The organism is Methylohalobius crimeensis 10Ki (genome assembly GCF_000421465.1).
GTDB classification, from domain to species: domain Bacteria; phylum Pseudomonadota; class Gammaproteobacteria; order Methylococcales; family Methylothermaceae; genus Methylohalobius; species Methylohalobius crimeensis.
Window position 1 is genome coordinate 669860 of the sequence record NZ_ATXB01000002.1, and the last position, 19740, is coordinate 689599.

A 19740-nucleotide genomic window follows, 5' to 3' on the forward strand; every position below is an offset into this window, starting at 1 on the left:
AGATAAAAAAGTCAGTAGGACGTTTTTCTGTTGCATTTCTTGCACCGCGCAATGGTAGAACAGCTTAACGGCATTGTTGCGAAGAGGCCTGAGTCCTGCCACAGATAAGCGTCCAGAATAGCTTTCAGCAAGCCAGCCACAGCGAGAGACCTAATGCGTTGATAGGGTTCCCAAGTTCATTTGGGGATCAGAGGTGCTGTCGGCTCGATACCCTCGACGCTCACTTCCGGATCGTGTTTCTTGATTAAGGCTTCATACTTTTCAACCTCATCCTTGGGTACGTCCGCCATCAGGAGTATCTTGCCCTCGTCAATGGCGGACTCGAAGGATTTCAACCGAGAACTGGGAAAGGCTGCGCCCGCTAACCCGGTCAACAGTCCGCCAATGCCCGCTCCCCACAGTCCGATCAATAGCACCAGACCGCCGCCGACGACGATTCCGCTGGGCGGAAAAGCCAGGGCCGTCAGGCCCAACAGCAGCCCGGCGGTACCCCCCAGTTCAATCCCTCGTTGATAGGCGGCCAGGAAATCGTCTGACTCGGGACCGGCGTCGGGCAGGTCCTCCATATCGACACCGTATTTGGCGATTGCGTAGATATGTTTCTCGGGTATGCCGTTGGCCTTGAGATCCTCCACTACCTTGCGGGCGTGGTCCACATCGGGTGATAGAAAACAAAGTCTTTTCATGGTGATCCCCCGTAAACTCAGACAACGTAATTGGCGATCAGGATACTGATAATGATCAAGGCGATAAGCGTACCAGCGATGATCAATGCGTTGCGCAATGCGGCACCTTCCTTTCTCATTTTTCGTTACCCCATCTTTTTAACGTTAAATCATGTTGTCATTGCCGAGATTCCCAGAACCATTCGGCTCGCACGGGTGCTCGTTTTGCGCCCTGCGCGATCGGTTCGATCGAAATCCGCCTCCGACCCGTCTGGAGGCTCGCGAGCAGGAGCAATTCGAGGGGGGGTATGGCGGGTTCACCGATGGAGAGAAATTCCAACGCCAGTTCTCCATCCCTCGCAATAAAACGGTACTCCCAGCGAATCCGTTTAGCAAGGCTTTTACCCAACGCGCCGTAAAGCCTCGTCATTCATGGCGAGGATATAAGGCGCGTTGGGTACCTCCCTCGCTCCTTTCAGCGAACCACGGAACACTTCATCTATTAAGCAACCTCCATACCTGAAAAATAATAAGGAAATTGGCGCAGCATCTTCCATCGAAACTCCATCGTTCCGGGAAGAGGACAACAATTACATTTGCGACTGTAAATAATTCTGCAGTCCCACTTTATCGATCAATTCCAGTTGCGTTTCCAACCAATCGATATGATCTTCCTCGCTTTCCAGAATATCTTCGAAAATTTCCCGCGAGATGTAGTCGCCGACGTTTTCGCAATAGGCAATGGCTTCCTTGAGCAGCGGGACCGCCTGCTGTTCGAGTTTGAGATCGCAGTCGAGCATTTCCTGGGGATTTTCGCCGATCAGCAATTTACCCAGATCCTGCAGGTTGGGCAGCCCTTCCAGGAACAGGATGCGTTCGATGAGGCGGTCGGCGTGCTTCATCTCATCGACGGATTCGTGGTACTCCTTCTCGTTCAGCTTCTCAAAGCCCCAGTTTTTATACATCCGGGCATGAAGAAAATACTGATTGATGGCGGTCAGTTCGTTGGTCAGAGCTTTGTTCAAATACTCGATGACTTTTTGATCCCCTTTCATAGATGCCCTCGCTTCAATTGCTTAGAGATTTTGCCGGCAAAGCGTTTCCGGCTCCACGGACGGTTGTGTGACGCGCTGCAGCGTTTCGCTGAAGATCTCCCGGATATGTCGATTGCACCTGCCGCAATCCTTCCCCACCCCCAAACACTGGGTCAACTGCTTGCGGGTACAGACACCTTTGCCGATGGCATCGCGAATCTGCCCGTCGGTTACCGCTTTACAGACACATACATACATGGAAAAGACCTCTATGACAACAGGGATCATTCACATGCAAATAATAACAAATCTCATTTGAATTACCAATAGTTAAAAGCGGAACCCCTGCATCGCCCTCTATCGTCTTCGGTTTTGTCGGGTTTGCGACAATTATTCCTTTCCCGGCCTCGTGCCTCATTCGACACCGATCGAGCGCTCCATCGGCTCGATTCCCGGGTCGGGATGGCAACAGAATCTAAGCATGACTGGTTCCTTTCCGGGATCGGGTTGCCTCCATCAAGCCATTATAGAAATCTCGGTTCGACAATAGCTCGATGGGTTCCGATTCCACCCGCCAAATATCCCGGCAATATTCCCGTATCGTGCGATCGGAGGAAAAATAGCCGCTGCGCGCGGTATTCAAGATCGACATACGCGTCCAGTGTTCCTTGTCCCGCCAGACCTCGCCCACGTGGTACTGGCAATCGAGATAGGACTGAAAATCCGCCAGCACCAGGAATGGATCGTGGTACATCAGGTTGCCCACCAGGGGTTGAAAGAGTTCGCGATCCCCGCGGGAAAAACTGCCGCCTGCGATCAGGTCGATGACGGCTTTGAGTTCCGGGTTGGCGGCGTAGATGTCGTAAGGATGGTATCCCTGACTTTGCCGCTGTTGGACTTCTTCTTCGGTCATGCCGAACAGGAAAAAATTTTCCGAACCCACCCGGTCCCGGATTTCCACGTTCGCCCCGTCCAGGGTGCCGATGGTGAGGGCGCCGTTCATGCAGAATTTCATATTGCTGGTGCCGGAGGCCTCTTTGCCGGCGGTGGATATTTGCTCCGACAAGTCCGCCGCGGGATAGACGCGCTGTGCGTTGGTGACGTTGAAGTTGGGCAGGAAGACCACCTTGATGCGATCGCGCACCTGCGGGTCGCGATTGACCACTTCCCCCACCGCGAGAATCAGTCGAATGATCAGCTTGGCCATGTAGTAGCCGGGCGCGGCCTTGCCGCCGAAAACGAAGGTGCGCGGGGGCATATCCAGATTCGGATCATTCTTCAAGCGCAGGTAGAGCGCGATGATGTGGAGGAGGTTGAGATGTTGGCGCTTGTATTCGTGAAACCGCTTGACCTGAACGTCGAACATTCCTTGCGGATCGACGGTGATGCCGGTTTGACGCCGCAGCCAGGTGGCGAATTCCTCCTTCACCGCCCGCTTGATGAAGCGCCAATCGCGTCGGAAAGCGGCATCCTCGGCGAACGGCTCGAGGGTGCGCAAGGTTTCCAGATCGCGCACCCAGTCTTCCCCGACCACGTTGTTCAATAAAGCGCTGAGCCGAGGATTGGCCAACATCAGCCAGCGGCGGGGGGTCGCGCCGTTGGTTTCATTGCAAATTTTGTCGGGTTCGAGGGCATGGAAATCGGCCAACACGTGTTGTTTGAGCAAGTCCGTATGCAGCGCCGACACGCCGTTGATGGCGTAGCTCCCGACGCAGGCCAGGTGGGCCATCCGCACCGATCGCTCGCCGGCTTCGTTGATGAGCGACATACGCGCCACCCGTTCATGATCGCCGACGAAGCGTATCCGTACTCGGTCCAGAAAGCGCAGATTGATCTCGTAAATGATCTCCAAATGCCGCGGCAGGATGCGGGCGAACAATGCCACCGGCCATTCTTCCAGTGCCTCGGGCAATAGGGTGTGGTTGGTGTAGGCGAAGGTCTTGCGCGTCACCTCCCAGGCTTCTTCCCACTCCAGCGTCTGTTCGTCGACCAACAGCCGCATCAATTCCGCCACCCCGATCGCCGGATGGGTGTCGTTGAGCTGGACCGTGAATTTCTCGTGGAAGCGGCTCAAGGGGATTTCCTGAACGCGCATGATGCGCAGCATATCCTGCAAGGAGCAGGAGACGAAGAAGTATTGCTGCTGCAAGCGCAGTTCCTTGCCCTGAATTTTCTCATCGTTGGGATAAAGGACCTTGGTGAGGTTCTCCGACATCACCTTGAGATTGACCGCGCCCCAATAGTCGCCGCGGTCGAAGGCGCCGAAGTCGAACGCCTCCACCGCCTCGGCGCTCCACAGACGGAGGGTATTGGCGGTGTTGTTGCGGTAGCCCAGGATGGGGGTGTCGTAAGGGGTTCCGATCACCGACCAACCGGGATACCACCTTGCCCGGTGCCGGCCGTACTGATCGCTGTAATGCTGCACCTCGCCGCCGAATTTGACTTCCACCTTCCAGTCGGGGCGATGAAGTTCCCAAGGATTGCCGTAATGCAGCCACTTGTCGGTGAATTCGACTTGCCGGCCGTCCCGAATGTCCTGGGCGAAAATGCCGAACTCGTAACGGATGCCGTAACCGAGGGTGGGAATCTCCAGGGTCGCCATGGAATCGAGAAAACACGCCGCCAGCCGTCCGAGGCCGCCATTGCCCAAGCCCGGTTCGGGTTCTTGGCCCATGATTTCCTCGAAACTCAAACCCAGTTCGCGCACCGCCTGTCGGACTTGGTCGTAGATCCCCAGGTTCACCAGATTGTTGCCCAAATGCGGTCCGAGTAGAAATTCCGCCGACAGATAGGCCACCGTGCGCGACCACTTGAGGGTATAGGTTTCGGCCGTGCTGACCCAACGGTGCAGCAAGCGATTGCGGACGGTGTAGGCAAGCGCCTGGTAATAATCGTAGGGGGTGGCCAGGATGGGGAATTTGCCTTGCAGATAAAAAAGATTATCCAGAAAGTCCCGTTTGATGGCTTCCTTTCCGAGGCCCGTTCGGTCGTGCTCCACTCCCTGCTGGGCAATGACCGGGTTTGGGTAATTCGACATGGATGACCTATTTAAAAAATGATGCACTCATAATGAATTTGCAAGGATCATTCCGAATCCCGGAAAAAGCCGGGAACAAACTTGATTTCCGAGCTAAGTGCTTGATTGTTCTCAGAAACAAGCGAACGAATACCCTATCCAATTCCTTAAACCGAAGAGGACGATTTATTCGAATGCCTAATTTTGGTGCAGACATCGGGAAAATGGGTCACGGATTACAAGCTTGGGGCGATGCTTGCCAAGCCCGACGGAGAGGTGATAGATATGCACCCGAGGTATCCGGAATTTCACCAGAGGTTCGTGTCGGTGTGATCGTCAAGCAGAAGTTTGCCTGGATTCGTCTGCTGTTTCATTTCAGGGGCAGCAGTTTTGAGGAAACGTGGCCGCGAATCCTGACGGTGACGGTCATTGCGATTATCGTCACCTATTTGGAGATGCGCTACGGCCTTCAGAAATATACGCTCACCACGACGCCTTTCGCATTGATCGGCGTCGCGCTGGGTATTTTTCTGGGTTTTCGCAACAATGCCGCCTACGACCGGTTCTGGGAAGGACGCAAACTTTGGGGGGCATTGGTCAACACGGCGCGAAGCCTCGCGCGTCAAGCCTACTCCCTGATCGACGGGCCGCAAGACGACGCCGAACTTCAGCGCTTCCGGGAAATGTTCGTCAGGCGGGTCATCGCGTTTGTCCATGCGTTACGCCATCACCTGCGCGACGAGGAACCGGGCGATGAAATCAAAAAGGGCCTACCGCCCGGGGATCTCGCCGAGACACTCGAATCTTCGCACCGACCGCTGACCATCCTGCAACAACTGGGCCGCGACCTTGCTTACGCGCGAAAACACCATTGGCTGCATGAACTGAACTTGGCCTTCATCGACGCCCAGCTTGTGGAATTGTCGAATGTGATGGGTGGCTGCGAGCGGATCAAAAAAACACCCATTCCCTTCACTTACACGGTCTTGATTCATCGGATCGTCGCCTTTTATTGCATTTTTCTGCCTTTCGGCCTGATCGATACGACGGGCGCGTTGACGCCGGTGGTCGTCTTTCTCATTTCCCACGCCTTTTTCGGATTGGACGCCATCGGCGACGAAATCGAGGATCCGTTCGGCACCCAGCCCAACCATCTTCCGCTGACGTCCATCTCCCGAACCATCGAGATCAACCTGCTCGAACTCATAAACAGCCCGGACCGTCCCGAACCAATCAAGCCTAAGAAAGGCATCTTGCAGTAAGGATCCACCATCGCTAGCCGCCTACCTCCGCGCAATCCACCCGGCTTTGCTCCGCCTCCGCGAAAATCATCCGTACAGGCCCGTCGCCGGCGACCGCCTGGATGCTCCGTGACAGGCAGGGCGGCAAGCCAGTTGCGAACGCAGAGGCGGGCTCGCCGCTTTGGGGTTTTCGAATTTGAAGCCGGCTCCGTCGAGACCTTCCACGAAATCCACCTTGATCCCTTTTAGAAAAGACATGCTGTCGGGATCGACGAACACCTGGACGTCGCCGAACTCGACCACCGTATCCTCAGGTCCGGCACGCTCTTCGAGATTAAGGCTGTATTGCAAACCGGAGCACCCGCCGCCGTTAACGCTGACGCGCAGGCCGGTGACCGGTTTTTCGGAACCGCGCAGGAAGCGGCTGACTGCTTTGATGGCATCGTCGGTTAGCGTGAGCATGGCATGAATCCCCTATGCAACTTAAAATCAGTTAAAATACAGCCACTTAAGATTTGGAACATATTTTGCCTGGAATCAAAGGGAGGCAAGTCAGGGAATGCCGGGCCTTTGTTCGGCCGGCGTTATGTAGTTAAACTGCCGAATGAATAGATTTGATAACTCGAGTAACGGTCAATCGAAATGCCTAAATCCACCGGACGAAGGGATCAAACTCAGCTGCTGAGTAGCGGTCGGAAACACGACCATATCGAATTACTGGAACGCATCGACGCGAGTGGTTCCATCAGCGCCGCGGCGAATGCATTGGGCATGAGTTACAAAGCCGCGTGGAACGCGGTCGAGTCGATCAACAATCTGGCCGAACAGCCTCTGGTCCAGCGTCGGGTGGGCGGGCGCAGAGGCGGCGGCGCTGAACTGACTCCGCACGGGCGGCGCCTGGTGGCCGCCTACCGACGCCTGGAAAAAGAACGGGAGCAGGTATTGGCCCATCTCAACCGGGTCATGGACGATTTCGACGAGTACTATCAAATTATTCGGAGATTCGATATGAAAACCAGTGCGCGCAATCAATTTCTGGGCAAAGTGAAATCAATCAAGGAGGGAGCGGTCAATGCCGAAGTGATTCTGGATATCGACGGGGACGAATTGGCCGCAATCATCACCCATGACAGTCTCAAGCATTTGAATCTGAAGGAAGGCATGGAGGCCTACGCGCTGATCAAAGCTTCCTGGGTCATCGTCAGCAAGGACGAGGATTTCAAAATCAGCGCCCGCAACCGTCTGTGCGGCACGCTGGCGCGTTGTCAGGAAGGTTCCGTCAACGACGAACTCATCATCGAGCTTCCCGGCGGCAAAACCTTGACCGCGATCGTCACCAAGGACAGCAGCCGCGATCTGGCGCTGAAGGAAGGGATGCGCCTTTGCGCCTTGATCAAGGCCTCCCACATTATTCTTGCCACCGCATCTTGATCATCGCCAAGAAGAGAAAAGGAGCATTGAGCAATGAAAAAATTGATATCTCTTGGCGGCGCAATTGCCATCGCGATTATGACCGCAACCATCGGCCATGCCGAAACGGTCAACGTGGCCGTTGCGACCAACTTTACCGCCCCCATGCGGGCCATCGCGGAAGTATTCGAGCAAGCTACCGGCCACCGGTTAAAATTGGCCTTCGGGTCTTCCGGCAAGCTTTTCGCCCAGATCCAAAACGGTGCGCCGTTCCAAGTCTTTCTTTCCGCCGACGGAGTAAAACCGGAAAAATTGGAACGAGCCGCACTGACCGTTCCGGGCAGCCGCTTCACCTACGCTCTCGGAACCCTCGTCCTGTGGTCCGCTACTCCCGGTTTCGTAGACGATAAGGGGGAAATCCTGACCCAAGGCGATTTCAAGCATTTGGCGCTGGCCAATCCCAAGCTGGCCCCTTACGGCGCCAGCGCAATCGAAACGATGGCAGCACTGGGGGTCAAAAACCAACTGAACCCCAAATTGGTGTTGGGGGAAAATGTTTCTCAAACCTATCAGTTCGTCGCCACTGGAAACGCCGAATTGGGCTTCGTCGCTCTCTCCCAAGTGATCAAGGACGGCCGGATTGCCGAAGGCTCCGCTTGGATCGTGCCGGCAGAATTGCATTCACCGATCCGGCAGGACGCCGTGCTTCTCGCCAGCGGCAAGGACAACGCCGCCGCCCAAGCCCTGGTGGATTATTTGAAGTCCGGCAAAGCGGCCGCCGTCATTCGGAATTACGGCTATGGACTGCCCCATTAAAAACTACCCCGATTGGATCGTTTTCCCTGCCAATGGGGACGGGTTCCAAACATTCGTCTGACCAGCGATGCTCAGCCAAGCCAATTTGACCGCCATCCTGTTGACCCTGAAACTGGCCGTCATCGTCACCCTGCTGCTGCTGCTCGTAGGCACGCCCATCGCCTGGTGGCTGGCCAATACGCGATCCAGGCTCAAGGAACCGATCGAAGCGCTGGTCGCTCTCCCCATCGTGCTGCCGCCTTCGGTACTGGGTTTTTATTTGCTCGTGGCCATGGGGCCCAACGGGCCGATCGGGAAACTTACCCAGTCTTTGGGCTTGGGCACGCTGCCTTTCACCTTTTCGGGCCTGGTGGTGGCTTCGGTGTGCTACTCCTTGCCGTTCGTGGTTCAGCCCATTCAAAACGCCTTCGCGGCCATCGAGGGCCAGCTTCTGGAGAGCGCCGCCACACTCCGCGCCGGTCCCTGGGATCGTTTTTTCACCGTCGCCGTTCCCTTGGCTTTCCCCGGCTTTCTCACCGGGGGCATCTTGGGTTTCGCCCACACGGTGGGAGAATTCGGCGTGGTCCTGATGATCGGCGGCAATATTCCCCGTGAGACCCGGGTCGCCTCGGTGCAGATCTACGATTACGTGGAAGCCCTGGAATATGCCGATGCCCACTGGCTGGCGGGCACCATGCTGGGATTTTCCTTCATCGTGCTGCTGACCCTGTATCTCTTCAACCGCGGCAAGAAATCCCCACTGTGAGCCAAAGCGACATCACCGCCCGTTTCCGACTGAATTTTCCGGGGTTCTCCCTGAACGTGAATTTGAATTTGCCCGGCAAGGGAACGACGATTCTATTCGGCCCCTCCGGTTGCGGCAAGACCACCTTGCTCCGCTGCATCGCCGGTCTCGAAGAAGCCGCCGGTTATCTTTCGGTCAACGGCGAAACCTGGCAGGACGAGGCCGCTTGCCTGCCCACCCACAAGCGATCGCAGGGTTATGTGTTCCAGGAAGCCCGTCTGTTCCCCCACTTGAGCGTCTTGAACAATCTGCAGTACGGTATGAAGCGGGTAAAGCCGCGTCATGCGAAAGCCTCCTTGGAGCAATCCATCGAGCTGTTGGGCATCGGCCATTTGCTGGCGCGAAAACCGGCCGGGCTTTCCGGCGGCGAACGCCAGCGGGTGGCCATCGCCCGGGCGCTGGCGGTTCGCCCCCGCCTCCTGATGATGGACGAACCCCTGGCGGCCCTCGATCTGCCTCGCAAGCAGGAAATACTGCCATTTCTGGAACGTTTGCGCGATGAATTGCAAATCCCCCTGATCTACGTCACCCACTCCCCCGACGAAGTCGCGCGTCTGGCCGACCATTTGGTAGTCATGCAGGACGGCAAGGCAGTGGCCAGCGGTCCCTTGAGCGAAACCTTGGCCCGCCTGGATCTTCTCGTTCAATTGGGGGAAGAAACCGGCGCGGTATTAGAGGCACGAGTCGTGGAGCGGGACCGACAATGGCATCTGGCCCGGGTGGCATTTCCCGGCGGCAGTTTATGGGTGAGGGATAGGGGGATCGTCGAAGGAAAAACCATCCGAGTCCGGGTGTTGGCCAGGGATGTGAGTCTGAGTCTGACGCCTCAACCCCACAGCAGCATGTTGAATCTGCTCCCGGCGATCATCCGGGAAATGGGCGATGGGGAACATCCGGCGATACGACTGGTGCGGCTCCAGGTGGGCGACTCCGCGCTGCTCTCCCGCCTGACGGCTCGCTCGGCCCAAGCGCTGAAGCTCCACCCTGGCAAGCGGGTTTGGGCCCAGATCAAATCGGTGGCCATAATTCGCTAGGTTCTGTTGATATTTGGACAATCCCAGCATTCAAGAGGAGCCGGGGACCCAAATTCACTGAACCAAAAATTCGGTGAATAAAATATCCTCTAATCCTTCGCTGCCCGCGTATCGATCCAAAACCTTGCGTACCTCCTGCAAGGCGTCGCGGCGCAGTTTTTCCCGCTGTTCCAGGTTCGTTACCCGCTCCTCGGGCAGATCGCTCAACAACATAATCAGCGAATGTCGAATGATGGGGAGGTGTTGGCGGATTCTTTCCAGATTTTCCTTCCCATCAATCATCAACTGAATATTGGTACGAAGATAACGTCGCCTCCCCTCCAAATTGACGATCAACTTGGGCTTGACCGGCAAATAGTCCACCGGCGAAGCATTTTTCTCCTCGTTCGTCGCCCCTGCCTGGAGGGGAAGCGCGATTGCCAACAACAGCACCGGCAACCAGCTCATCAATGAACGCTGAAACCGCATTCCTTTCATTGTCCACACCTTAAACATCAAACTAAATCACAGTTTCAGTATAGAACCGCAAGCAGCCTTTACACCAAGTCTCGCGGGATGGTACGCGACCAGTTTTCCGAAAAAACGCGCATCTCCCCTTCGTAGGCATCCAGCTCGGCATGGATGTGGAAATGAGTGGCATCGGCGGTGAGCACCGTCCGGGTGGTGGTGCGCACCCACCAGTCGCCGCGGCGGAAATGGCGTCGGGTTCGCGTCTCGCCTTGGGGAGAATTGAAATCGTCTCCGCGATAGGTGTACCAATTCCAGGTGGCATCGCCGACTTCCCAATCCAGCTCCGGGAAGTAGAAAGTTCCCTCGTCCTTGATCACTTCCAGCACCGATTCATCCCCGGCCAAATCGCGATGCACCCACCAATTGTGGTGCGCCGGTTCGCGTTGAATCACCTCCGGCGGCGCGGCCCCCTGCGCCGGTTCGAAAACCACCCGGGTATCTTCCGGCCGAGGCTCGCGTACCGGCAGTCGCAGCGCGCTGTTCCGGGTAAATATCTGCAGACGCACAGGGCGGGGCGGTGGCCAGGCCAATGCCCAATAAGACGTGGAAAGGGAAAGTCGGATGCGGTGGCCTGGGGGAAAACGTTGCGCAATATAATTCAGTTCGACCCGCACTCGATAGGATTTACCCGACTCCAAGGGCTCGGGCCGGTCGTGACCGTTGCGGTGGGTCAGGTTGAGCAGGCCGTAAGTGACCCGCGTGGCTTTGCCGTCGGGAGCCACGTCCGACAAACGGGCCGCCACCATGGCCACCGGCTGGTCGGCGGCCATTTCCAACTCCACTGCGGGTGCCCCCAGGATCTCCATTGTCTCCTGCAGAGGAGCGCTTTCATAAACCAAGGCGCCCCCGTCTTCCTCGCGCTGGTCGTGGGGCAGATCGGGCGCCGCCGTATAAGAACACCATTTGCCGGCAAACAAGCCGACGCTGAGCGGAGATTGTATCGACTGTTCGCTGTCGCTGCCCCGCGCTTTGTCGCGTGACGAAGTTAAACGATCGGGCGCCAAGTACAGGGTTCGCCAGCGCGGTTGGCGGGGGGGCCAGACCGGTTCGGCCACCCAACGGCCGGGGCGGTAATCGTAGCGAGTGGTGGGTGGCACCGAGTCCAACATCCAGGCGCGCAGAAGAGGCTCGTCCATGATGCCGGTCTCCCTATCCTTGAGCCAATAATCCCACCACCGCAGCATCTCCTGCAAAAAACCGATGGCCGGGCCGGGACTGCCGCGATGGGGATAGCGGTGTCCCCAGGGGCCGATGAGGCCGAGTCGCGACACCTGGAGATGCTCCAGCAGGCGGAAGATGGCGTTGGTATAACCGTCGGCCCAACCGCCCACCGCCATCACCGGACATTGGATGGCGGCGTAGTCGTCGGAGACCGAACCGTGCTCCCAGTAGTCGTCGCGCCGTTGATGGCGGAGCCAGATTTCCAGCCATAAGCCGCTTTTTTTCAGACGCTCGAGCCACATTTCCCGCCACCGATCGCCCACTAGATCCGGATCGGGGGGACAAGTATTGACCGAAAACATGGTGGTCGCCTCGGACAGATTGTCGGTCAACAGGCAGCCGCCCATGTAATGCATATTGTCCAGATAGAGATCGTCGGTGGAGCAAGCGGTGACGATCGCCTTCAGTTCGGGCGGTCGCTGCGAAGCCACTTGCAGGCTGTTGAATCCGCCCCAAGAAATGCCCATCATCCCCACCCGGCCATCGCACCAGGGTTGTTCCGCCAACCAGCGGATCACCGCCACGCCGTCGTCCAACTCTTGCTGCCGATACTGGTCGACCAAAATTCCCTCGGATTCGCCGGAGCCGCGCAAATCCACGCGCACGCAAGCGTAGCCGTGGCCGGCCAAATAAGGATGGGTTTGCGCGTCCCGCACCCGGGTCAAATCGCGTTTGCGATAGGGGATGTACTCGAAGATCGCCGGGACCGGTTCCTTTTCCGCCCCCGCCGGCAGCCAGATTTTCGCCGCCAGGCGGACGCCGTCGGGCATGGGAATCCAGGTATGTTCGATCTGGCGGATCTTGCGGGGAAACTTGCGGACGACCTTCATGGGAGCTTCCTCTGTAATCTTTTCCTAGGAGCCGTTGACATTCGTGGGGAGGAGCGCTGACTTTTTAGTCACTGCTGACACCGCCTAGTATTTCACCTGGTCGAATTGCCATTCCTCTACGGGCCGGCCGTCGGAGAATTCGAATCGCAACCGCTGCGCCAGGTCCCGGTAATTAGCCAGCAAGGCCTTCTGGCTTTGCGCCCCGAGAAAGATATTGGCGATCTCGAAGCTGTAGCTGTCCTGGTCGCGCAGGATCGACAAGGGTTTCCCCGCTTCCACCAGTACCACTACCCTGCTGTCCGGAAACTCCCCCTCGATCGCCTGAATTTCTTCGGCGGAAGGGATGCGAGTGACGGTCGCGTCATGATACTTACGCAACATGAATTTAGCCGCACACGCATAATTCCCTTCCTTGAAACCGAATTCCGGCTGGCGCCCCAGAGCGACGTCGATGGCCACCTCGTGATTGGATACGCCTTCCACCTTGATGAACTGGTCGGAATGCGACTGGGAAATGCGTGTGTTGACCTCCAGCACCCAGAGGCGATCGGTTTTTTCATCCCAGAAGAATTCTACGCCGAAGGGCGAGTTGTCGAAGCCGATGTGAGCCATCAAACGCTCGGTGGCTTCGATCATCCGCGCTTGAATCGAGTGCGGCCACACCGAGGGATATTCCCAGCGGGTAAAACTGAGCTGATGGGCATCCTTGACCCCGTCGATAATGCCGTGGACCGCCACCTTTCCCTCGAAGACGAATCCCTCTACGCCACATTGCTTGCCTTCGGTAATCTCCTCGGCGACGCAGTGATAGCCGTCCACCCCCTTTACCTCCGGCGGCAGCGCCGCATGGGCCAGCACCTGGTTGAAACCTTCCCCCAAGCGGGGAATGCGTTTACGGATGATCGGTATGGCATGATGGAAATCTTCAGCGCGGTCGATCCGGAAGCCCAGATGAGAGGCGAAGGATTTTACCGGCTTGAGCCAAAACGGATAAGCTAAATCGAGTTTATCCAACGCCCTGTCGTCGAAGGGATCGACCGCGGCGAATCGGGGGGTGTATTCGGGAATGGCTCGTTGCTGTTCCAAGCGCGCCCAATACTTGTGCTCGCACTTGAGCACACTTTCCAACGATGCCGAACGCAGCCCCAAGCGTCGACACAGGATCGGCAGGAGGGTGCTCGCCGGAAAATCCCAGTGGACGATGATGGCGTCCACGGTCCCGGGAAACTCAGCCAGCTGGTGTTCGGCCTTGGCCAGCAGCTGGTCGAAAGGGTAGGCCGCGGGGGTGATCACCTCATCATAGTCGAGCAGGCCGTGGAAGAGATAATCCTCGGCATGACGCACCTTGCGCACCATCTCCAGGTGAAACGGATCCAGACCAATGAGGAATAGGTTCTTTTTCATACCCCTCCGGGCCACTCCGAGAAACCAGGCGCATTCAGCGGCTATCGACATGGAATCCCGGCTGGTTGCTCGTCCACCTCGATACGAGCTGATCGGTCAGATCACAAGGAATAACTTTTCAGCCAGGTATCGTGAAGATTACACACGCTCAAAATGTAAATGGGTCCCTGCTGATCTTCCAGGGTAAATTCGGAAATCGGTGTTTTGTCCTTTATGGGATCGAACAGGTTTTCGGCCAGAAAACGATAGTTCCGATCCAGGACAATATGCTTGACGATATAGTGATCGTAGCCATCCATGGGGTGGGGCGTCGTCACCCGAAGGACGCCCTTGTCGAGCTTCTCCACATAGGGGACGTGGCCGGTTTCCTTGCCTTGCCAGCGGCCGGGGGCTCTCTGGGAATAATACACTCCGCCGGCCATTTCGGCCTCGGCGGATTCTCCCAACGCCCTGCCCGATACGACGAGTCCGGCGACGGAACCTGCTGCGGTGAGGCGAATAAACTCTCTGCGTTTCATTTCCTTCCTCCCTATCGTGAGAAGAAAATTTCCAACCCGGAAACCCTATCCTATTCCACTGTCACCGATTTGGCCAGGTTCCGCGGCTGATCCACGTCGGTCCCCTTGATCACCGCCACGTAATAGGCGAGCAACTGCAAGGGCACGGTGAAAATCACCGGCGACATTTCATTTTCGCTGGGAGTGACGGTCAAGACGTGGGTGTATTCGTCCGGCTGGACGTCCAGGGTTTCGTCGGCGAACACGAGCAACTCGCCGCCGCGCGCCCGCACTTCCTGCAAATTGGACTTGAGCTTTTCCAGCAAACGGTTGTGGGGAGCCACCGTGATGACCGGCATCGCCGCATCCACCAATGCCAAGGGACCGTGTTTCAATTCCCCGGCGGGATAGGCTTCGGCATGGATATAGGAGATTTCCTTCAGCTTCAGAGCGCCCTCCATGGCGACCGGGTAATGGCTGCCCCGCCCCAAAAACAAGGCATGATGTTTGTCGGCGAAGCGTTCGGAGAAGGTTTTGATCTGATCGTTCAACTCCAGCACGTCTTCCACTCGCGCCGGCAGGGAGAACAATTGGGAGGCGATTCGCTTTTCCGTCACCCGATCCAGCTTGTGGCGCCGCCCCAGCACGATCACCAGCATCATCAAGGCCACCAATTGCGTGGTGAATGCCTTGGTGGAAGCGACGCCGATCTCGGGGCCGGCGCGGGTCAACAACACCAAATCCGAGGCCCGCACCAGGGAGCTTTCCTGAACGTTGCAAATGGCCAGGGAAGCGATCGCACCCAATTGCTTGGCTTCCTCCAGAGCCGCCAGGGTATCGGCGGTTTCCCCGGACTGGGAAATGGTCACCACCAAAGTATCCGGCAACAGGACCGGATCGCGGTAGCGATATTCGCTCGCCACTTCGACGTTGCAAGGAATGCCGGCCAAAGACTCCATCCAATATTTGGCCACCAAGCCGGCGTGGTAGCTGGTGCCGCACGCCAAAAGCTGAACCGCTTTGACCCGATCGAACAATTCCGGCGCTTGGATGCCGAAGGTTTCTTCCAACAGCTTGAGACCGTTGAAGCGGCCTTCCAGGGTTTCGGCGATGGCGCGCGGCTGCTCGAAAATTTCCTTGAGCATGTAATGGCGGTATTGGCCCCGCTCCACCGCGTCCAGGCGGACTTCGCTTTCCTTGAGGGGACGCTCGACTTCCTGCCCGTGTTCGTCGAAGATCCGGTAGCCTTCCGGGGATAATTCCACGAAATCCCCTTCCTCCAAGAAGATGAAGCGCTGGGTCACCGGCAAAAGCGCGGCGATATCGGAGGCGATGAAATATTCCCCGATGCCGATTCCCACCACCAAAGGACTGCCCCGCCGGCACGCCACCAGCCTATCGGGTTCCTGGGTACTGATGACCCCGATGGCGTAGGCGCCTTCCAACCGCTGGACCGTTGCTTGCACCGCCTCCAACAGGGAGTCGGTGTACTTGAGCTGATCGTAGACCGCGTGGACAATGACTTCGGTATCGGTCTCGGAAGTAAATTCGTAGCCTTGCGCGCTCTGCTCTTCCCGCAGTCGCTCGTAGTTCTCGATGATACCGTTGTGGACCAGGGCCACGGTGCTGCGGCAAACGTGGGGGTGGGCGTTTTGCTCGCTGGGGACCCCGTGGGTGGCCCAACGGGTATGGGCGATGCCGGTGGGTCCGGCAAACGTATTTTCCTCCGAGTCTTTGATCGAGGCCAAGGCCGCTTCCAATTCGTCCACCTTGCCCTGCTTTCGGCAGCGCTGGATTCGTCCTTCTTCCAGAATCGCCACCCCGGCCGAATCATACCCCCGGTAGGCCAGCCGCTTGAGGCCTTCGACCAGAATCGGAACTACGTCTCTTTGGGCGACTGCCCCCACAATCCCGCACATAGGCGTACCTCGCTTAACGTTGTTTGGTCGGACGTTGCCAATGCTCAATAGTGAACTGCTTGCTGCGGCTCAAGGTCAATTTCTCCGCCGGGGCATCGTGCGTGATGGTGGACCCGGCGCCGATGGTGGCGTCGCGCCCCACTTTCACCGGCGCCACCAATTGGGTATCGGAACCGATAAAGGCGCCGTCCTCGATCACCGTTTTATGTTTGTTGGCGCCGTCGTAATTGCAGGTGATGGTCCCCGCGCCCACGTTGACCCCGGCCCCAACCTCGCTATCGCCGATATAACTGAGATGATTGACCTTGGTCCCGCCGCCGAGAGTGGATTTCTTGATTTCCACGAAATTCCCCACATGGGCCTCTTCCGCCAGCACCGTTTCCGGTCGAATGCGCGCGAACGGCCCGACCCGGCTACGGGCTCCGATTTCAGCCTGCTCGATGACACTGTGGCTCATAATTTCCACGTCGTCGCCGATGACCGCGTCCCGAATGACCACCTGGGGACCGATTTTGACCCGATGGCCGAGACGAACCGTACCTTCCAGAAGCACGTTCACGTCGATTTCCACGTCCCGTCCCACCGCTTCCAGATCGCCTCGTAGATCGAATCTGGCCGGATCGCGCAAAGTCACCCCCCGGTCGAGCAAGTCCTCGGCCTGACGACTTTGATAGATCCGCTCCAAAGCCGCCAGTTGGCGTTTGTTGTTGACCCCCGCCACATCGTTCGGCGGGGCGCTCACGGTCTCGATCATCATCCCTTCGGTCGCCGCCATGGCGATCACATCGGTCAGATAATATTCCCCCTGAGCGTTGTCGTTGTCGAGCCGATCCAGCCAGGTTTTTAATTTAAATCCCGGCACCGCCAGGATGCCGGTATTGACCTCGGTTATCCGCTTTTCTTCGGCAGCGGCGTCTTTTTCCTCCACGATCCGCACCACCCGTCCATCGGCGTCTCGGACGATGCGACCGTAGCCGGTGGGATCGTTCATATCCACCGTCAACAAGGCCAAGGTATCCGTTGCCGCCACGGAAAGCAATCTTTCCAGGGGAGGTCTTTGCAGAAGAGGCACATCGCCGTATAGCACCAGAATCAAGGCATCGTCACGCAGTACCGGCAAGGCCTGCTGCACCGCGTGACCGGTGCCCAACTGGGGGGATTGCTCGACCCAATGGGCCGACCAGTCGGGGAAACGCTGCCGCACTTGTTCCCCGCCATGCCCGTAGACGATGGCGGTGGTTTCCGGATTCAACTCACGGGCCCTTTCATAGACGTGCTGCAAAAGCGGCTTGCCGCCCACGGTATGGAGGATCTTGGGCCGGTCCGAGCGCATTCGGGTTCCCTGGCCCGCGGCGAGAATTACGATATTCAAGGACGTCATCTCCAATCCTTTCAATTCAGATAGATTAACCTTAGCCAAAAAAACCCGGATCTTAAAGCAAAAAAGCCCGTCGGAAGCTCCTTCTTCCAACAGGCTTTGCGAACACCGGACCGGAAATTTGACTTATTTCTGAAACCGGCCCTTGCCTTTTTTATAGCGCTCCAGCACTTGGAGCTGCCGGATCGCTTCGGCCAATTCGGCCTGAGCGGTGGCGTAGTCGATCTTGCCGGATCGATCCTTGAGCGCTTCCTCCGCCCGCCGCTTGGCTTCCAGGGCGGCCGCCTCGTCGATATCCTTGGCTCGAATGGCGGTATCCGCGAGCACCGTCACCACATGGGGCTGCACTTCGAGTACTCCGCCGGAAACGAAGAATGGCAACTCCTCGTTCGCGCTCACTCGAACCCGGACTTCTCCGGCGCGGATGCGGGAAATGAACGGGGCGTGCCGGGGCGAGATACCCACCTCGCCCAACTCGGCCGGGGCGAAGACCATCTCCGCCAACCCCGAATAAATTTCCTCTTCCGCGCTTACGATATCTACATGAATGGTCATGGCCATATATGCCTACCTTACGCTGCGAGTTTCTTGGCCTTCTCGAGAGCCTCGTCGATGGTGCCCACCATGTAGAACGCCTGCTCCGGAATACTGTCGTATTCCCCTTCCACGATGCCCTTGAAGCCGCGGATGGTTTCCTTGAGGGGCACGTATTTTCCGGGCGCGCCGGTGAAGACTTCGGCGACGAAAAACGGCTGCGACAGAAAACGCTGAACTTTCCGCGCCCGCGACACGGTCAATTTGTCTTCCTCGGAGAGTTCGTCCATTCCCAGAATCGCGATGATATCGCGCAGCTCCTTGTAGCGCTGCAGGGTGGATTGAACCTGACGCGCCACTTCGTAGTGCTCGTGGCCGAGTACCAGCGGGTCCAATTGACGGCTGGTGGAATCCAAGGGGTCCACCGCCGGGTAAATCCCCAATTCGGCGATTTGGCGGGACAACACCACGGTGGCGTCCAAGTGGGCGAACGTGGTGGCCGGCGAGGGGTCGGTCAAGTCGTCGGCGGGGACGTAGACGGCTTGAATCGAGGTGATGGAGCCGCTCCGGGTGGAGGTGATGCGTTCCTGCAGCATCCCCATTTCTTCCGCCAAGGTCGGCTGATAACCCACCGCCGAGGGCATTCGGCCCAGCAGCGCGGATACTTCGGTGCCGGCGAGGGTGTAACGATAGATGTTGTCGACGAACAGCAGCACATCGCGGCCTTCGTCACGGAACTGCTCGGCGATGGTCAAACCGGTCAGAGCCACCCGCAGGCGATTCCCCGGGGGTTCGTTCATCTGACCGTAAACCAGCGCCACCTTGTCCAATACGTTGGATTCCTGCATTTCGTGGTAGAAGTCGTTCCCTTCGCGGGTCCGCTCCCCCACCCCGGCGAAGACCGAATAGCCCGCGTGTTCGATGGCGATGTTGCGGATCAGCTCCATCATATTGACGGTCTTGCCCACGCCGGCACCGCCGAAGAGCCCCACCTTGCCACCCTTGGCGAAGGGGCAAATCAAGTCGATCACCTTGATACCGGTTTCCAGCAATTCGGTTGCCGGCGCTTGTTCTTCATAAGTGGGCGGCTTGCGGTGGATCGGCCAGCGATCCTGCTCGCCGATGGCGCCTTTTTCGTCGATGGGTTCCCCCAAGACGTTCATGATCCGCCCCAAGGTCTCCTTGCCTACCGGCACCAAAATGGGCGCTCCGGTGTTGGTCACCGAGAGCCCCCGGCGCAAACCGTCGGTGCTTCCCATCGCCACCGTGCGTACCACGCCGTCGCCCAATTGTTGTTGAACTTCCAACGTCAGTTCGGCTTCCTCCACCCGGAGGGCGTGATAAACCTTGGGTAATGCTTCCCGGGGAAACTCGACGTCGACAACCGCGCCGATGATTTGAACGATCTTACCCGCACTCATGTGAAATTCCTCTTAAGTCCTGATTC

The 19740-nt window shown here is 57.6% G+C and carries 18 protein-coding genes; 5 read left to right on the forward strand and 13 right to left on the reverse strand.

Annotation, left to right across the window (positions count from 1 at the left end; genetic code table 11):
* Nucleotides 1–176: 176 nt before the first annotated feature.
* From H035_RS0116955 to H035_RS20505, 4 genes are all read right to left on the reverse strand, one after another.
* Nucleotides 177–686 carry a hypothetical protein gene (locus tag H035_RS0116955; RefSeq protein ID WP_026596762.1) on the reverse strand — a complete coding sequence of 170 codons (510 nt, stop codon included), beginning with the start codon at nucleotides 684–686 and terminating at the stop codon, nucleotides 177–179.
* 569 nt (nucleotides 687–1255) lie between these two features.
* Nucleotides 1256–1720, reverse strand: a complete 465-nt coding sequence (gene bfr / locus H035_RS0116970; RefSeq protein WP_022950148.1) for a bacterioferritin — start codon at nucleotides 1718–1720, stop codon at nucleotides 1256–1258.
* A gap of 21 nt (nucleotides 1721–1741) precedes the next feature.
* Nucleotides 1742–1957 (reverse strand): (2Fe-2S)-binding protein, encoded by a 216-nt coding sequence (locus H035_RS0116975; protein WP_026596763.1) that lies wholly within the window; start codon nucleotides 1955–1957, stop codon nucleotides 1742–1744.
* A 217-nt stretch (nucleotides 1958–2174) separates the two neighbouring features.
* On the reverse strand, nucleotides 2175–4736 hold the full coding sequence (locus tag H035_RS20505) for a glycogen/starch/alpha-glucan phosphorylase (protein ID WP_022950150.1): 2562 nt from the start codon (nucleotides 4734–4736) through the stop codon (nucleotides 2175–2177).
* A 308-nt stretch (nucleotides 4737–5044) separates the two neighbouring features.
* On the opposite strand from H035_RS20505, the gene H035_RS0116990 reads away from it, so the two are divergent.
* Entirely contained in the window at nucleotides 5045–5977 is a 933-nt protein-coding gene (locus tag H035_RS0116990; protein WP_022950152.1) for a bestrophin family protein, read from the forward strand.
* Nucleotides 5978–6043: 66 nt separating this feature from the next.
* Here the strand turns inward: H035_RS0116990 and H035_RS20510 are convergent, their stop codons facing one another.
* Nucleotides 6044–6418 carry a HesB/IscA family protein gene (locus H035_RS20510; protein ID WP_022950153.1) on the reverse strand — a complete coding sequence of 125 codons (375 nt, stop codon included), beginning with the start codon at nucleotides 6416–6418 and terminating at the stop codon, nucleotides 6044–6046.
* 180 nt (nucleotides 6419–6598) lie between these two features.
* Here H035_RS20510 and H035_RS0117000 point away from each other — a divergent pair, with 180 nt between their 5' ends.
* The 4 genes from H035_RS0117000 (at nucleotide 6599) to modC (ending at nucleotide 10000) form a co-directional block, all read left to right on the forward strand.
* Nucleotides 6599–7387 carry a TOBE domain-containing protein gene (locus tag H035_RS0117000; protein WP_022950154.1) on the forward strand — a complete coding sequence of 263 codons (789 nt, stop codon included), beginning with the start codon at nucleotides 6599–6601 and terminating at the stop codon, nucleotides 7385–7387.
* 33 nt (nucleotides 7388–7420) lie between these two features.
* Nucleotides 7421–8182, forward strand: coding sequence for a molybdate ABC transporter substrate-binding protein (modA, locus tag H035_RS0117005; RefSeq protein WP_022950155.1), 762 nt, complete (start codon nucleotides 7421–7423; stop codon nucleotides 8180–8182).
* 67 nt (nucleotides 8183–8249) lie between these two features.
* The gene (gene modB / locus H035_RS0117010) at nucleotides 8250–8927 is read left to right on the forward strand and encodes a molybdate ABC transporter permease subunit (RefSeq protein WP_022950156.1); all 678 of its coding nucleotides are present in this window, start codon (nucleotides 8250–8252) and stop codon (nucleotides 8925–8927) included.
* A complete protein-coding gene (gene modC / locus H035_RS0117015) occupies nucleotides 8924–10000 on the forward strand; it encodes a molybdenum ABC transporter ATP-binding protein (RefSeq protein WP_022950157.1) in 1077 nt (358 codons plus the stop codon). The genes modB and modC overlap by 4 nt, the downstream gene beginning before the upstream one ends.
* A 54-nt stretch (nucleotides 10001–10054) precedes the next feature.
* Here the strand turns inward: modC and H035_RS0117020 are convergent, their stop codons facing one another.
* The 8 genes from H035_RS0117020 to atpD all read right to left on the reverse strand — a co-directional run bounded on the left by H035_RS0117020 (nucleotide 10055) and on the right by atpD (nucleotide 19714).
* On the reverse strand, nucleotides 10055–10477 hold the full coding sequence (locus H035_RS0117020; RefSeq protein WP_051149882.1) for a flagellar basal body-associated FliL family protein: 423 nt from the start codon (nucleotides 10475–10477) through the stop codon (nucleotides 10055–10057).
* Between the two features lie 59 nt (nucleotides 10478–10536).
* The gene (locus H035_RS0117025; RefSeq protein WP_022950159.1) at nucleotides 10537–12561 is read right to left on the reverse strand and encodes a CocE/NonD family hydrolase; all 2025 of its coding nucleotides are present in this window, start codon (nucleotides 12559–12561) and stop codon (nucleotides 10537–10539) included.
* Nucleotides 12562–12645: 84 nt separating this feature from the next.
* Entirely contained in the window at nucleotides 12646–13965 is a 1320-nt protein-coding gene (locus H035_RS0117030) for an ATP-grasp domain-containing protein (RefSeq protein WP_022950160.1), read from the reverse strand.
* A 101-nt stretch (nucleotides 13966–14066) separates the two neighbouring features.
* Entirely contained in the window at nucleotides 14067–14483 is a 417-nt protein-coding gene (locus H035_RS0117035; RefSeq protein WP_022950161.1) for a desulfoferrodoxin family protein, read from the reverse strand.
* Between the two features lie 50 nt (nucleotides 14484–14533).
* On the reverse strand, nucleotides 14534–16381 hold the full coding sequence (glmS, locus tag H035_RS0117040; protein WP_022950162.1) for a glutamine--fructose-6-phosphate transaminase (isomerizing): 1848 nt from the start codon (nucleotides 16379–16381) through the stop codon (nucleotides 14534–14536).
* Between the two features lie 13 nt (nucleotides 16382–16394).
* Nucleotides 16395–17762: a bifunctional UDP-N-acetylglucosamine diphosphorylase/glucosamine-1-phosphate N-acetyltransferase GlmU gene (glmU, locus tag H035_RS0117045; protein WP_200861605.1), complete on the reverse strand. Its 1368-nt coding sequence runs from the start codon at nucleotides 17760–17762 to the stop codon at nucleotides 16395–16397.
* Nucleotides 17763–17885: 123 nt separating this feature from the next.
* Complete coding sequence (locus H035_RS0117050) at nucleotides 17886–18320, reverse strand: F0F1 ATP synthase subunit epsilon (protein ID WP_022950164.1); 435 nt, start codon at nucleotides 18318–18320, stop codon at nucleotides 17886–17888.
* Between the two features lie 11 nt (nucleotides 18321–18331).
* The gene (gene atpD, locus H035_RS0117055; protein ID WP_022950165.1) at nucleotides 18332–19714 is read right to left on the reverse strand and encodes a F0F1 ATP synthase subunit beta; all 1383 of its coding nucleotides are present in this window, start codon (nucleotides 19712–19714) and stop codon (nucleotides 18332–18334) included.
* Nucleotides 19715–19740: the final 26 nt, after the last annotated feature.

Bases quoted from the DNA above. Each gene is read 5' to 3' on its own strand.
- H035_RS0117030 (WP_022950160.1), bottom strand. From the start codon at position 13,965: ATGAAAAAGAACCTATTCCTCATTGGTCTGGATCCGTTTCACCTGGAG.
- H035_RS0117035 (WP_022950161.1), bottom strand. From the start codon at position 14,483: ATGAAACGCAGAGAGTTTATTCGCCTCACCGCAGCAGGTTCCGTCGCC.
- modB (WP_022950156.1), top strand. From the start codon at position 8,250: ATGCTCAGCCAAGCCAATTTGACCGCCATCCTGTTGACCCTGAAACTG.
- H035_RS0117020 (WP_051149882.1), bottom strand. From the start codon at position 10,477: ATGAAAGGAATGCGGTTTCAGCGTTCATTGATGAGCTGGTTGCCGGTG.
- H035_RS0116955 (WP_026596762.1), bottom strand. From the start codon at position 686: ATGAAAAGACTTTGTTTTCTATCACCCGATGTGGACCACGCCCGCAAG.
- atpD (WP_022950165.1), bottom strand. From the start codon at position 19,714: ATGAGTGCGGGTAAGATCGTTCAAATCATCGGCGCGGTTGTCGACGTC.
- glmS (WP_022950162.1), bottom strand. From the start codon at position 16,381: ATGTGCGGGATTGTGGGGGCAGTCGCCCAAAGAGACGTAGTTCCGATT.
- H035_RS0117025 (WP_022950159.1), bottom strand. From the start codon at position 12,561: ATGAAGGTCGTCCGCAAGTTTCCCCGCAAGATCCGCCAGATCGAACAT.
- H035_RS20505 (WP_022950150.1), bottom strand. From the start codon at position 4,736: ATGTCGAATTACCCAAACCCGGTCATTGCCCAGCAGGGAGTGGAGCAC.
- modA (WP_022950155.1), top strand. From the start codon at position 7,421: ATGAAAAAATTGATATCTCTTGGCGGCGCAATTGCCATCGCGATTATG.
- bfr (WP_022950148.1), bottom strand. From the start codon at position 1,720: ATGAAAGGGGATCAAAAAGTCATCGAGTATTTGAACAAAGCTCTGACC.
- H035_RS0116975 (WP_026596763.1), bottom strand. From the start codon at position 1,957: ATGTATGTATGTGTCTGTAAAGCGGTAACCGACGGGCAGATTCGCGAT.
- H035_RS20510 (WP_022950153.1), bottom strand. From the start codon at position 6,418: ATGCTCACGCTAACCGACGATGCCATCAAAGCAGTCAGCCGCTTCCTG.
- H035_RS0117050 (WP_022950164.1), bottom strand. From the start codon at position 18,320: ATGGCCATGACCATTCATGTAGATATCGTAAGCGCGGAAGAGGAAATT.
- H035_RS0117000 (WP_022950154.1), top strand. From the start codon at position 6,599: ATGCCTAAATCCACCGGACGAAGGGATCAAACTCAGCTGCTGAGTAGC.
- glmU (WP_200861605.1), bottom strand. From the start codon at position 17,762: ATGACGTCCTTGAATATCGTAATTCTCGCCGCGGGCCAGGGAACCCGA.